At 64.6% G+C, this 12,869-nt stretch carries 13 protein-coding genes; 4 read left to right on the plus strand and 9 right to left on the minus strand.

Annotated features, from left to right (window positions below):
• Positions 1-23: 23 nt before the first annotated feature.
• The 6 genes from Q5H89_RS10345 to Q5H89_RS10370 all read right to left on the minus strand — a co-directional run bounded on the left by Q5H89_RS10345 (position 24) and on the right by Q5H89_RS10370 (position 4,961).
• Entirely contained in the window at positions 24-1,124 is a 1,101-nt protein-coding gene (locus Q5H89_RS10345; protein WP_305019232.1) for a cytochrome-c peroxidase, read from the minus strand.
• Positions 1,125-1,137: 13 nt separating this feature from the next.
• Positions 1,138-1,893 carry an MbnP family protein gene (locus Q5H89_RS10350; RefSeq protein WP_305019233.1) on the minus strand — a complete coding sequence of 252 codons (756 nt, stop codon included), beginning with the start codon at positions 1,891-1,893 and terminating at the stop codon, positions 1,138-1,140.
• Positions 1,894-2,299: 406 nt separating this feature from the next.
• The gene (locus Q5H89_RS10355; RefSeq protein WP_305019234.1) at positions 2,300-2,827 is read right to left on the minus strand and encodes an NADPH-dependent FMN reductase; all 528 of its coding nucleotides are present in this window, start codon (positions 2,825-2,827) and stop codon (positions 2,300-2,302) included.
• A gap of 103 nt (positions 2,828-2,930) precedes the next feature.
• Positions 2,931-3,722: an SDR family oxidoreductase gene (locus tag Q5H89_RS10360; RefSeq protein WP_305019235.1), complete on the minus strand. Its 792-nt coding sequence runs from the start codon at positions 3,720-3,722 to the stop codon at positions 2,931-2,933.
• A 174-nt stretch (positions 3,723-3,896) separates the two neighbouring features.
• The gene (locus tag Q5H89_RS10365; protein ID WP_305019236.1) at positions 3,897-4,286 is read right to left on the minus strand and encodes a cupin domain-containing protein; all 390 of its coding nucleotides are present in this window, start codon (positions 4,284-4,286) and stop codon (positions 3,897-3,899) included.
• Positions 4,287-4,352: 66 nt separating this feature from the next.
• The gene (locus tag Q5H89_RS10370) at positions 4,353-4,961 is read right to left on the minus strand and encodes a pentapeptide repeat-containing protein (protein ID WP_305019237.1); all 609 of its coding nucleotides are present in this window, start codon (positions 4,959-4,961) and stop codon (positions 4,353-4,355) included.
• A gap of 115 nt (positions 4,962-5,076) precedes the next feature.
• On the opposite strand from Q5H89_RS10370, the gene Q5H89_RS10375 reads away from it, so the two are divergent.
• Positions 5,077-5,490 carry a hypothetical protein gene (locus tag Q5H89_RS10375; protein WP_305019238.1) on the plus strand — a complete coding sequence of 138 codons (414 nt, stop codon included), beginning with the start codon at positions 5,077-5,079 and terminating at the stop codon, positions 5,488-5,490.
• A gap of 117 nt (positions 5,491-5,607) precedes the next feature.
• Here Q5H89_RS10375 and lysA read toward each other — a convergent pair whose 3' ends face one another.
• Complete coding sequence (gene lysA / locus Q5H89_RS10380) at positions 5,608-6,816, minus strand: diaminopimelate decarboxylase (protein WP_305019239.1); 1,209 nt, start codon at positions 6,814-6,816, stop codon at positions 5,608-5,610.
• A gap of 97 nt (positions 6,817-6,913) precedes the next feature.
• On the opposite strand from lysA, the gene Q5H89_RS10385 reads away from it, so the two are divergent.
• Both Q5H89_RS10385 and Q5H89_RS10390 read left to right on the plus strand, forming a co-directional pair.
• On the plus strand, positions 6,914-7,426 hold the full coding sequence (locus tag Q5H89_RS10385) for a DinB family protein (protein ID WP_305019240.1): 513 nt from the start codon (positions 6,914-6,916) through the stop codon (positions 7,424-7,426).
• Positions 7,427-7,511: 85 nt separating this feature from the next.
• Complete coding sequence (locus tag Q5H89_RS10390; RefSeq protein ID WP_305019241.1) at positions 7,512-8,534, plus strand: N(4)-(beta-N-acetylglucosaminyl)-L-asparaginase; 1,023 nt, start codon at positions 7,512-7,514, stop codon at positions 8,532-8,534.
• A gap of 157 nt (positions 8,535-8,691) precedes the next feature.
• Here Q5H89_RS10390 and Q5H89_RS10395 read toward each other — a convergent pair whose 3' ends face one another.
• Together Q5H89_RS10395 and Q5H89_RS10400 are read right to left on the minus strand one after the other, a co-directional pair.
• Complete coding sequence (locus Q5H89_RS10395; RefSeq protein ID WP_305019242.1) at positions 8,692-10,143, minus strand: Gfo/Idh/MocA family protein; 1,452 nt, start codon at positions 10,141-10,143, stop codon at positions 8,692-8,694.
• Positions 10,144-10,241: 98 nt separating this feature from the next.
• Entirely contained in the window at positions 10,242-11,318 is a 1,077-nt protein-coding gene (locus Q5H89_RS10400) for an NADH:flavin oxidoreductase/NADH oxidase (protein WP_305019243.1), read from the minus strand.
• Positions 11,319-11,501: 183 nt separating this feature from the next.
• Between Q5H89_RS10400 and Q5H89_RS10405 the strand changes: the two genes are divergently transcribed.
• Positions 11,502-12,866, plus strand: coding sequence for a Gfo/Idh/MocA family protein (locus Q5H89_RS10405; protein ID WP_305019244.1), 1,365 nt, complete (start codon positions 11,502-11,504; stop codon positions 12,864-12,866).
• The last annotated feature ends 3 nt before the right edge of the window (positions 12,867-12,869 follow it).

A 12,869-nucleotide genomic window follows, 5' to 3' on the forward strand; every position in this document is an offset into this window, starting at 1 on the left:
GCTGGCTGCGCTGGCCCGGCAGCTTAGGGCTGCGGCGGGGGCGCCAGCCGGTGGTCGGTCAGGAAATCATTATCGGTCAACGTAGCCAGAAAGGCCAGTAAATCAGCTTGTTCCTTAGCAGAAAGCGCAATGCCGAGCCGGCTGCCGGGTGGGCGTAGCAGCGGGTCGAGGGTGGCCGAGGGCTGCACGCCGTGGTCGTAGTGGGCCAGCACCTGGGGTAGGGTGGCAAAGCGGCCATCGTGCATGTAGGGCGCGGTGCGGGCCACATTGCGCAGGCTCGGCACCTTAAAAAGGCCCCGGTCGGTGGGCCGGGCGGTGATGTGCGCCCGGCCCGAATCGGCCGGAAACGTGCGGTCGAGGCCGTTGTTGTGGAAGCGCTCGTCGGTAAACAAGTCGGTGGCGTGGCAGCTGCCGCACTTGGCTTTAAAAGTCACTAGGCCGTTCACTTCCTGCGGGGTAAGCTCGCCGCCCGCCTCGTGGCGCACGTACTTGTCGTAGCGCGAGTTGGCCGAGGTGAGGCTAGCCACAAACTGCGCCAGTGCCCGCAGAAACTGCGGCGTATCAATCTTCCCCGGCCCGTAGATGGCCGCAAACTGCCGGCGGTAGTCCGCATCGGCATTGAGGCGGGCCAGGGCGCGGGCCAGAGGCATGTTCATCTCGGCCGGGCTGGTGAGCGGGGCCAGCGCCTGCAGCTCCAGGCCCAGCACGCCGCCATCGGCCATGAAGCCCTGGCGCCAGCGCAGGTTTTGCAGGGCGGGTGCGTTGCGCGGGGCTAGCCGCCCCGCAACGCCGGGGCTGAGGCGGTGGCCCGCGTGCGAGAACGCCGCCTCGGCCCGGTGGCACGACCCGCAAGAGACGGTGCCATCGCTGGACAGCCGGGGGTCGTAAAACAGCCGGCGCCCCAGCGCGAAGGTGGCCGCGTCGGGCGCGTTCCTGGCTAGCCCATACACCATCGCCGGGAAGTTGGCGGGCTGCCCGGTGCCCGGCACGGCCCGCGCTACAGCGGCCACCCGGCCGCCGCCCGCGCTGGCCGCCACCCCCCCGGCCAGCACAAGCAGGGCCGCCGGCCGCCAGTGGGCCCGCAGCCGGCGCAGGGCCCGCAAAGGGTGAGGTAAGCGCCGCATGGCCGCTAGCTAGTTAGTTAGCCTGCAAAGACTTGACCGTGAACATGCCGGCCGCGTAGTTCTGGGCAATCTGCACGGCGCGGGTGCCCGGCATCATTATCTCCTGGAAGGAGCCCAGCGCCACGTGGCTGCCGGGGCTAGCGCCGTCAAACATCTTCAGCACATCGGCCGCAAAGAGAATTTTGGGCGACTGGCCGGCCCGCACCAGCAGGGTGCTGCCATTGAGCGAAGGGCTGGCCGTGACGATGGCGCTGTAGGGCTGGCGGTAGCCCCCCACGTGGCAGGTAATGGGGTTGGGCGCGCTGCCCGACGTGGCGGTGCCCTCCAGCTTCAGGAAAATATGGCCCGAGGACCAGGCCCAGTACATGTTGTTGGCCGGGTTGAGGTCGCCGGTGAGGGCGAGCGGGTCGCCCTTGGTAGTGGTCGAGTCTACGCCCACCACAAAGCTCACCCCGGTGTAGTCGCCGCTAGGCACATTGCTGATGGTGAAGCTGGTAGAGCTGGCCTTGGCGGCGTCTACCAAGTGATACTCGCCCGGCGCGGCGTAGGTGCTACCGTCGGTCTTGGTAAACTTGACGTTGGAGAGGTAATATTTGAACGTGCTCACCGTGAAGGTTTCGCCGCTGGCGGTGGTGTACACGGTGCCATCGAGGGCGAGGGCCTTAGTACCCACCATGTTCGCCAGCTCAAACGCGACGGTGCCTGTTGTGGGCTGGCTATCAGCATCTTTCTTGCAGCTAAGAAGCCAGGAAGCGGCAGCGGCCAGCACAACAAAAACGGGAAGAAGAAGACGGCGGTTTGTCATCGGAAAAATGCTTGGCAACGTAAAACTGGATAGACGCCCCAGAGGGACTACTTGCCCCACGGCAGGGCCCGCAACAGCCTGCTACTCACGCGGTGCCGGATAGCGTATCCTCACACGTAGTAAGCGCGGAAAGTTCAGCCGGGCCGCACCAGCTGCCGGGTTGAGCATAAAAGCTGGCGCCGGCATATCGCGCGTCGGCACCTGGCGCAGGGGCAGCGCGGGGCGCAAACAAACCGGTGGGTGCGTCATGGGCAGCGGGTAAAACAGCTCTCTTCCAAAGATAACAGTGTCTGGGTTAGCACTTGATGAGCAAAACGCCCGTTGGCCCACTGCGCTCGGCGGCCGCCCGGGCTGGCCCGGCCAGCGGCCGCTAGGCCGCCAGCAGCGCCAGGGCCTGCTCGCGCAGCAGCTGCGCAAAGAGCGGGCTGGCCAGCGTGCCCTCGGCCGAGAGGTGCTGGCTGATGCCGGGCAGGCGCACGCGCTGCGGCAGCACGGTAGTGCCCAGGTAAAACAGGATGTCGGTTAAGTGGCTCAGGGCCAGCGCGCCGCCCATGCCGCCGCTGCTCAGGCTGATGAGGGCGGCTTTTTTGCCCCGGATGCCGCCGGGGTAGGGCAGGGCGTCGATAAACGACTTGAGCGCGCCGGGAATGGAGCAGTTGTACTCGGGCGCAATAATGACAAGCTTATCCGAGTGGTCGAGCGGGGCGATGAAGGCGTTGAAATCGGGGTGCTGGCCGGCGTTGTGGTAGAGGGCCACGTTCAGAAAGTCGGCCGGCAGCTCCGTTAAGTCCAGCAGTTGGTGCGGGGCGCCCAGCTCGGTGAGCAGCTCGGCGTAGAAGTCGGCCACGATACGCGCGCGCGACTGGGGGCGGTTGGTGCCGACAAGAATGGTAATCAAGTTGTTAAGTATTAATTATTAGTGGTTAATTGAAAAATGGTTAAGTAGCACTGGCCGGATAGTAGTCAGAAATCATTCACCACTAACAATTAACCATTAACAATTAAAAAAGTCCTTTTATCCAGCCGCCATCCACGGCGGTGGAGGTGCCGGTGATGTAGCTAGCCCGCTCGGAGCACAGGAAGGCCGCCAGCGCGGCAAACTCGCGGGGCTCGCCGAGGCGGCGCATGGGTATCTCGCTGGTCCAGCGTTCGCTGGCCTGCTCGGGCGTGATGCCCTCGCGGGTGGCGGCGGCCTGGGCCAGGCTCTCGACGCGCCCGGTGCGGGTGTAGCCGGGCAAGATGCAGTTGACCGTGATGCCATCGGTGGCTACTTCGGTGGCCAGGGTGCGCGCTAGCCCGGTTACGGCCGCCCGCAGGCTGTTCGAGAGCAGCAGGCCGCCCACCGGCTGCTTCACGCTGATGGATGTGATGTTGAGAATCCGACCCCAGCCCCGGGCCTTCATGCCGGGCAACACGGCGCGCGTCAGCTCCACTACGCTCGTGAGCAGCAGGCGGGTCGCGGCCTCCCAGGCGGCGGCATCGTGCTGCGCGAAGGTGCCAGCGGGCGGCCCGCCCGCATTGGTAACCAGGATGTCAATCTGGCCAAACTCGGCTAGGCCGGCCTGCACCAGCCGGGCCACGTCGGCGGGGTTGGCTACGTCGGCGGCCACGCCCAGCACCCGCGCGCCGGTACTGGCCCGGATTTCGGCGCAGGTTTGCTGCAAGGTTTCGTCGGTGCGGGCGCACAGGATGAGGCTGGCGCCTTCGGCGGCCAATTCTTCGGCGGTGGCGCGGCCCAGGCCCTTGCTAGCGGCGGCCACCAGGGCTACTTTTCCTTTGAGTCCGAGGTCCATATTTTGGGTGAGAAAGTGAAGCTGATTGAAAAGTATACGCTTCGTCATGCTGAGCGCAGCCGAAGCATCTTGATAGGGTGCTGCCAAACGGGTGGCCAAGATGCTTCGACTCCGCTCCGCTACGTTCAGCATGACGAGAGGATTAATACCTAAGCGTCTTTATTTTAACCATAATCACTTTTTTGCCTCCTCGCCTCGCAAATAGCTGTCGCTGCCATCGAGCCAATCCTGGCGCGGGGGGCTGAACACGTCTACGTCGAGGGTGTCTTCCAGGGCCTCGGCGGTGTGGGGCAGCCACGACGGGATGGTGAGCACCTCGCCGGCCCGCACGATAACTTCCTGGCTGCCATCCTCACCCAGGTGAAAGCGCAGGGCGCCTTCCAGGATGTAGGTAATCTGCTCATTATGGTGCGAGTGCTTGGGCACTATCGCGCCTTTCTTGAGGTACACGTGGGCCAGCATCATCTGGTCGCCGGTGATGAGGCGGCGCCCGATGGTGTCGGACAGCTCTTCCTTGGGTATATCGGCCCAGCGGTAGAGGGTGGCGGGAGGGATGGCGGACATGAGTGGAAATGAGGGGTGGGTGGTGGTACAACGGTCTAAGAACGGCCAGCCGCTGCGCGGGCTGCTTTACGGCTCCACCACTAGCCCGTATTTGGCGAGCAGGCCCGGTAGGCCGGCCAGCGCAAAGCGAGCGCCGGTGAGGTCGTTGGCCTCGGGGTCGAGGGTGAAGCCGGTGGCGTTGGTGAAATCGGCCCCGGCCAGGCGGGTAGCGTGAAACACCGTGCGGGTGAGGTCGCAGCCGGGAAAAGCGGCGTTGGTGAGGTCGGCGTTGGTGAAATCGGTTTCGTCGAGGGTGCAGCGCTCGAAGCGCGTGCCGGCCAGCTTCTTGCCGCCAAAGGAGGCGTAGCGCAGCTGGCAGTCGGCGAAATGCACGCCGAACAGCATGTCCTGGCACGCCGAAAAAGCCACGCCCAACAGCTTGCAATCGGCAAAGGCCACGTTTTGCAGCGCCGTGCCCGCTAGCCTGGCCGTGGTGAGGTTGCAGCGCTCGAAGAGGCAGTCCTCGAAGCGCAGGCCGGCCAGGCCAGCCCCGCTCAGTTCGCAATTGACGAAGCGAAACTGCTCAAAGTCAGGGCCCAGCGCCAGCAGGCGCGGCGCGTCGAGGCCGGTGAGCACGTTTTCGGCCGGGAAAGAATCGGGCTTGCGCAGGGCGGTGGGTTTGCGGCGGGGCTTCATGCGGGGCGAAATAACGGCACGCCGTACCAACCTCCGGCGGCACTTGGTAGTTTAAGGCGGGTTATGCCTAGCCCGGGCGGCCCGTCTGGGCCGGGCCGGGGCTAGCTCGTGTTATATGCCTGTTGCCTCCCGCACTATTTATTTTAAGAACAACGTTGGCTGCCTGTGGGAAGAACCAGAGGCCTACCTGCACCTCGAATATTATTCCGGCCCGCGCGAAGATGTGCAGTTTCGGGCCTTGCTCACGCACGTGCGCCAGGCCATGCAGCGCCGGGGCTGGGGCCGCCTGCTCATCAACCAGCAGCAGATGAGCCCCTTTACCCCTAGTGAAGAAAGCTGGATGGTGAACGAGTGGCTGCCGCAGGCCGTACTCGAAAATGGCTACCGCCACGGCGCCGTAGTAGTGGCGCACGACGTATTTGCCCGGCTGGCCATGGCGGGCCTCGTAATGACCAGCCGCAAGCTGGGCCATACTTACCGCAACTTCGAGCACGAGCCGGAGGCGGTGGCCTGGCTGCTGGCTCAGTAAAAACCGTTTACCAAGGCGAGCGCCGCGCAGCCATCTCTTCTTTTTGCTGGGTTAATGCCCTTGGCGTGGAGGAAAGATGACCGCGCTGCGCTCGCCTTGGCAAACAGCGGTTGTGGGCTAGCCTTCCTGCCCGGCCAGCAAATCTTCAAACGTTTGGCGGCGGCGGATGAGGCGCGGGGCCGCATCGCCATCGAGCAGCACCTCGGCGGGGCGCAGGCGCGAGTTGAACGAGCTGCTCATCTCGAAGCCGTAGGCGCCGGCGTTGTGAAAGGCCAGCACGTCGCCCTCGCGCACCTCGGGCAGCAGGCGGTCCCAGGCAAAGGTGTCGGTTTCGCAGATGTTGCCCACTACCGTGTACAGCCGCTCGGGACCGCTGGGGTGGCTCAGGTTGGAGATATGGTGGTACGCATCGTACATCATGGGCCTAATCAGGTGGTTAAAGCCCGAATTGACCCCCGCAAACACGGTGGCGGTAGTCTGTTTCACGGTTGAAACCTCGACCAGTAAGTAGCCGCTTTCGCTCACCAGGTACTTGCCGGGCTCAAACCAGGCTTCGAGGGGCCGGCCGTATTCCTGCTCAAACTCGGCAAAGGCCGCCGCTACCTGCCGGCCCAGGCTAGCCACGTCGGTTTCGGGGTCGCCGGGCTTGTAGGGCACTTTGAAGCCCGAGCCCAGGTCCAGAAACTCCAGCTGCGGGAAGCGCCGGGCGGCGTCGAACAGAATATCCAGCGCCCGCAAAAACACGGCAATATCCTTGATTTCGGAGCCCGTGTGCATGTGCAGGCCGCGCACGTGCAGGCCGGTGCCCTTCACCACGCGCTCGAGGTGGCGCATCTGGTGAATGCTGATGCCAAACTTGCTGTCGATGTGGCCGGTCGAGATTTTGTAGTTGCCGCCCGCCTCAATGTGCGGGTTCAGGCGCACGCACACCGGGTAGCTGCCGCCGTAGGTGGCGCCAAACTGCTCGAGCAGCGACAGGTTGTCGATGTTGAGGTTCACGCCCAGCTCCTTTGCCTCCACCAATTCGCTGAAAGCTACGCTGTTGGGCGTGAAGAGAATGTTCTCGGGCTGAAAGCCCACGTGCAGCCCTAGCCGCACTTCGTTGAGGCTCACGCAGTCGAGGCCCGCGCCTTCGGCCAGCAGTATTTTCAGAATAGCGACGTTGGTGAGCGCCTTGCAGGCGTAAAAAAACCGCGTGGGGTGGCCGCTGAACGCGGCAGTAAGCTTGTGATACTGCGCCCGAATGGTATCGGCCTGGTACACGTAGAGCGGGGTGCCAAACTGCTGAGCGGCAGCCAGCAGGGCAGAAGCAGGGAGTGCGGACATAAGTACCCGCAAAAATACGCCCGCTGGCCCCGCCCGCGCACCCGGCCCCGGCGAGCAAGTATGCGTAAGGCGGTTATTTAAGTTAAAACGGCGCCTTATGTCCCAATCCCTGCCCGAAGTTTGGCTGCGCGGCCCGCTGCCCGCCGTGCCGCCGCTGCTGCAGCCCGTGGCCCACGCCCTGCTGCAAGCCCGCGAAGAAGTAGCCGAAATGATGCACGACTTTCCGCCCGCCCGGCTGGCCGAGCGCCCGCTGGGGCTGGCCTCGGTGGGCTTTCACCTGCGCCACCTCACGGGCGTGCTCGACCGCACCTTTACCTACGCTCGGGGCGAGGCGCTGCGCGAAGCCCAGCTAGCCTACCTGGCCGCCGAAGGCCAGCCGCCCACCCACGCCGGCGCGGTGGCCGAGCTGGTGCAGGCCTTCAGCCAGCAAGTCGATAAGGCCCTGGCGCAGCTGCAAGCCACGCCCGAAAATACCCTGCCCGAGTGGCGCGGCGTGGGCCGGGCGCAACTGCCGAGCACCGTAATGGGCCTGCTGGTGCACGCCGCCGAGCATACCACCCGGCACGTGGGCCAGCTGCTGGTAACGGCCAGGGTGGTGCGCCAGACATAAGGCAGTGAGGGTAATTATTTGAACCCAGGCCTTAGATTTGGCTGGGCCCCGGTAGGGCTCGCGGCGCGGCTTGCGCGTAAAAACTGTGGCTACTCGTAGAAAATTTCTCGCCTCCTCGGCCGCCAGCCTGACGCTGCTGGCCGCCCGCCCGGCCGCCGCCGTGCCGCTGGCCCCGCGCCCCGGCGTGCGCGGCAAAGCGCTCGTTATCTCAACCTGGAACGATGGCATTGCGGCCAACCAGGCGGCCTGGGAAATTCTGAAAAAAGGCGGCCCCGCCCTCGACGCCGCCGAGGCTGGCGTGATGGTGACCGAGGCCTCGCAAAACTGCTGCGTGGGCCTGGGCGGCAACCCCGACCGCGACGGCATCGTGACGCTCGACGCCTGCATCATGGACCATAAATTCAACTGCGGCAGCGTGGCGGCGCTGGAGCGCATCAAGCACCCCATCCAGGTGGCGCGGCGCGTGATGGAAAAAACGCCCCACGTGATGCTGGTGGGCGAGGGCGCCCAGCAGTTTGCCGTGGCCCAGGGCTTTCCGCTGGAGCCCGCCCAACTCAGCCCCGATGCTGAGAAGAACTACCGCGAGTGGCTGAAAACCAGCCAGTACAAGCCCGTTATCAATATTGAAAACAGCGGCAATCTTCAACCCGGCCCCGTGGGCGGCCCCCAAAACCACGACACCATTGCCCTGCTAGCCCTAGATGCGACCGGCAACCTCAGCGGCAGCTGCACCACCAGCGGCATGGGCTTCAAGATGCGCGGCCGGGTGGGCGACTCGCCGCTCATCGGCTCGGGCTTATACGTTGATAATGAGGTGGGGGCCGCCGCCGCCACCGGCCAGGGTGAAGACGTGATTCGCATGGCCGGCGCCCACACCGTGGTCGAGCTGATGCGCCAGGGCTTGTCGCCCACGGCGGCGTGCCGCGCGGCCATCGAGCGCGTGGCGCGCATCAAAGGCGCCCAGGCCAAGGACATTCAGGTGTGCTTTATCGCCGTGAACAACCAGGGCATAACGGGCGCTTTCGCCCTGCAAAAAGGCTTCAGCTACGCGTTGTGCAACGCCGCCGACCAGCGCCAACTGCTTAAGAGCGAGTATTTGCTGAAGTAGGCGGCGCTAATTAGGTATTAAGTAGCAAGGAAAAAACGACCGTCATGCTGAGCTTGCCGAAGCATCTTGCTCGCACCGCTAGGAGGTGCTAATCCTAAAAGTGTAAGCAAGATGCTTCGGCAAGCTCAGCATGACGGTCGTGTTCAGTTGTTGCCGCTTACGCTAACTTGAAGCCCGGGCGGTATTCGCGCTTCACGAACTGGTTGACCTCGTCGAGGTTGGTGATGCGCATCTGCGCATTGTCCCAGAGCAGCTTGCGGCCGCGGCCGGGGTAGTTGAAGCCCTGGCCGGTGGCCTTGGGCTGCTGCAAATCGTAGCCCCGGATGGCCAAGTTGGCCATCAGCAGGGCTTCGGTGAGCGGGCCGGCCAGCTCGAAGGGCGAGCTGACGGGCATTTTGCCGGCGCCGGCCAGGCAGGCTTCTACCCACTGGCCGTAGTGGCCGTTGGCCTGGCCGGGCACGCGGGTCAGGGTCTGGGGCACGTGCACCTCCTGGTTGCGCGAGAGGGGCAGCAGGCGCGGGTCGGCGCCGTAGGTGCTGGCCATCATCTTGCCCTTGGTGCCGATGAAAAGCGTGCCGTTGCCGCCATCGCCAAACAGCTCGTTGGGGCCTAGCTCGTCGGGGCGCTCGGGCTGAATGCCGCCGTCCATCCAGTGCACCGTAATGTCGCCCTTGGTTTTGGCCGTTTTCGGGAACGTAAGCGTGACGTGGCTGCTAGGGGGGCAGCTGTCGGGGAAATACCCGCGCTTAAACTCGTCCACGTACACGCTGCCCACGCTGGCCTGCACCGAGTTGGCATACTGCAAATCGAGCACCCGGAAGGGCGCCTCCAGCAGGTGGCAGCCCATGTCGCCGAGGGCGCCGGTGCCGTAGTCCCACCAGCCGCGCCAGTTGAAGGGAATGAGGTGGTCGACGTACTCGCGCTGCGGCGCCGTGCCCAGCCACAGGTCCCAATCCAGCTCGGGCGGCACGCTGGCCTTGGTGGTGGGCCAGGCAATGCCCTGGGGCCACACGGGCCGGTCGGTCCAGCAATAAATAGTGTGCACATCGCCGATGGTGCCGGCGTCGTACCACTCGCGCAGCTGGCGCACGCCGTCGTTGGAGGCGCCCTGGTTGCCCATCTGGGTCACCACCTTGGGGTAGCGCCGGGCCGCGTCGGTGAGGGCGCGGGCCTCGTAAATGTCGTGGGTCAGCGGCTTTTGCACGTACACGTGCTTGCCGAGCTGCATGGCCGCCAGGGTCGTTACGGCGTGGTTGTGGTCGGGCGTCGATACCGATACGGCGTCGAAATGCTTGTGCTCCTTGTCGAAAAGCTGCCGCCAGTCCTTCACGTACTTGGCCTGCGGAAAGGCCTTGCGCGAGTTGGCAGCGCGGCGGTCGTCCACGTCGCAGAGGTAGGCGATGCGGGCCTTGCCGGTTTTGGCAAAGGCGTCGATGTCGCTCTGGCCCTTGCCGCCCACGCCCACGCTGGCAATCACGAGCTGGTCGCTAGGGGCCGTGTAGCCCTTGCCGCCCAGCACAAAGCGCGGCACAATAAGGATGCCGCTCGTGGCTAGGGCGCCTTGTTTTAAGAATGAGCGCCGCGAAGGCACTTCCGGAAGCTGGCTCATAGAGAACGCATTGGATGGGAAAAGGTGGGCAAAAGGTACGCCAGCCCGCGCACTTTTCGCCCACCTTTCCTGCGCACGCACGCTCAAAAACCAGCCCGCTACTTGCGCGGCCTGGCGCGCTCGTACTGCACGGGCCACGCCACCTCGGCGCCCAGCGCGTGGGCGGCGTGCAGCGGGAAGTAGGGGTCGCGCAGCTCTTCGCGGGCTAGCAGCACGAGGTCGGCCTGGCCGCTGGCCACGATTTGCTCGGCTTCCTCGGGCGTGGTGATGAGGCCTACCGCGCCGGTGGCTAGCCCCGTTTCGCGCTTGATGCGCTCAGCAAACCCGACCTGATAGCCGGGGCCGACCGGAATCCGGGCTTTCTCCACGTTGCCGCCGCTGGAGGCATCCACGAGGTCCACGCCGCGGTCGCGCAGCCAAGTGGCGAGCTGCACCGAGTCGTCGGCCGTCCAGCCGCCTTCGGTCCAGTCGGTGGCCGAGATGCGCACGAACAGTGGGAAATCGTCGGGCAATACCTGGCGCACGGCGGCCACCACCTCCAGCAGCAGCCGGATGCGGTTTTCAAACGAGCCGCCGTAGGTGTCGGTGCGCTGGTTGCTGAGCGGCGATAAAAACTCGTGCAGCAGGTAGCCGTGCGCCGCGTGCAGCTCAATCACCTTAAAGCCAGCGGCCAGCGAGCGCTCGGTGGCGCTGCGAAAGTCGGCGATTACCTTCTTAATACCGGCCGCTTCGAGCGCCACCGGCAGCGGGTAGTTGTCGGAGAATTTGAGCGCGCTGGGCGCTACTACCTGCCAGCCGCCTTCAGCTTCGGGCACCGCGCCGTGGCCGGGGGCTAGCCAGCTGGTGTAGGTGCTGGCCTTGCGGCCGGCGTGGGCCAGCTGCACGCCCGGCACGCAGCCTTGCGCTTCGATAAACTGATTGATACGCTTCTGAAACTCAATGTGCTCATCTTTCCAGATGCCCAGGTCCTCGGGCGTGATGCGGCCCTCGGGCGATATGGCGGTGGCTTCCTGAATAAGCAGGCTGGCCCCGCCCACGGCGCGGCTGCCCAGGTGCACCAGGTGCCAGTCGTTGGCAAAGCCATCGTGGGCACTGTATTGGCACATGGGCGACACCACAAGGCGATTTTTCAGCGTGAGGCCGCGCAGGGTCAGCGGCTCGAACAAGGTAGACATAAGCAAAAAAATAAGGCGGCGCCCGCCAGGGTGGGGCGCCGCAAGTAGCATTCCAAGCTGTCTAAACCGGCCCGGCGGGGAGAGGTTGCCACGGCCGCGCTTATTCCTGGCGCCGGCAACTCTTTGCCGCCTTCGGCACGTACAGGCAGGCTAGCAACCTCTTTTCCACACGTATTATTCTCTATGTTTCAGGAAGCCTCCACTGCCGAAGCCCTCGACCGTACTGCGGCCGAAACCATGCCCGATGCCGCCTGCGACGCCTCGCGCCGCCACTTCATCAACCACGCCGGGCGCGGCCTGCTCGCCGCCGGGCTGGCCAGCGCCCTGCCGCTAGCCTCGGCCGAAGCCGCCGACCTTAGCGGCTTCGGCACGCCCGCGCCGCCCACCGGCCCGCTCGACATCAAGCTGCCGCCCCTCGAAGCGCCTACCGACCCCAAGGCCGGCCCTTTTCCCAACCCCGATGCGCCCGAGCAGCGCGTGGGCTTTGCCATCGTTGGGCTGGGCCACCTCACGCTGGCCGAGATTCTGCCCGCTTTCGGCCAGGCCAAGCACTGCAAGCCGGTGGCCTTGGTGAGCGGCGACGCCGATAAAATGGCTAAAGCTGCCAAGCAATACGGCATTAAGCCCAGCAGCTGCTACTCGTATGCCAACTACGATAAGCTCAAGGATAACCCAGAAGTGGAGGTGATTTACATTGTGTTGCCCAATTCCATGCACCACGAGTTCACCATTCGCGGGGCCAAGGCCGGCAAGCACATTCTCTGCGAAAAGCCGATGGCCAACTCGGTGAAGGAGTGCGAGGAGATGATTGCGGCCTGCAACAAGGCCGGCAAAAAGCTGATGATTGCCTACCGCATTCAGTACGAGCCGCTTAACCGCGCGGCCCAAAAAATGGTGCGCGACAAAACCTATGGCCAGACCAAGCTCATCCAGATGATGAACTGCCAAAACCAGGCCCACGACCAGCAGTGGCGCCACAAAAAAGCCCTGGCCGGCGGCGGTTCGCTGCCCGATGTGGGCCTGTACTGCCTCAACACCACCCGTTTTCTGCTAGGGGAGGAGCCGACCGAAGTTTCGGCCCAAATCTACACCACGCCCGGCGACGACCGCTTCAAAGAAATCGAAGAGAACGTGAGCTTTACGCTGCGTTTCCCGAGCGGCGTCATCTCGCAGTGCATGACGGGCTACGGCTCGTTCAACGCCAAAAGCTACGCCGTGCACGCCGAAACCGGCACCATCAAAATGGACCCGGCATTTCCCTACAAAGGCCTCAAGCAAGAGCTGGTGCACGCCCCCAACGGCAAGCAATTGATAGAGCAGCCCAGCAACCCCGACAAACAGCAGTTTGCCCTTGAAATGGACCACATGGCCGAGTGCGTGCGCGGCAACAAAACGCCCTACACGCCCGGCGAGGAAGGCTTGCAGGACCAGCGCATTATGGAGGCTATCTATCAGTCGGCCAAGGAGAACCGGCCCGTAAAGCTGGCCGGCAGCGGCGGCAAGCTGGACGCCTTCCGGGGCACGCCGCCCACCGAGGAGCAAGCGTAGGCC

The organism is Hymenobacter cheonanensis, assembly GCF_030581075.1.
Lineage (GTDB): Bacteria > Bacteroidota > Bacteroidia > Cytophagales > Hymenobacteraceae > Hymenobacter.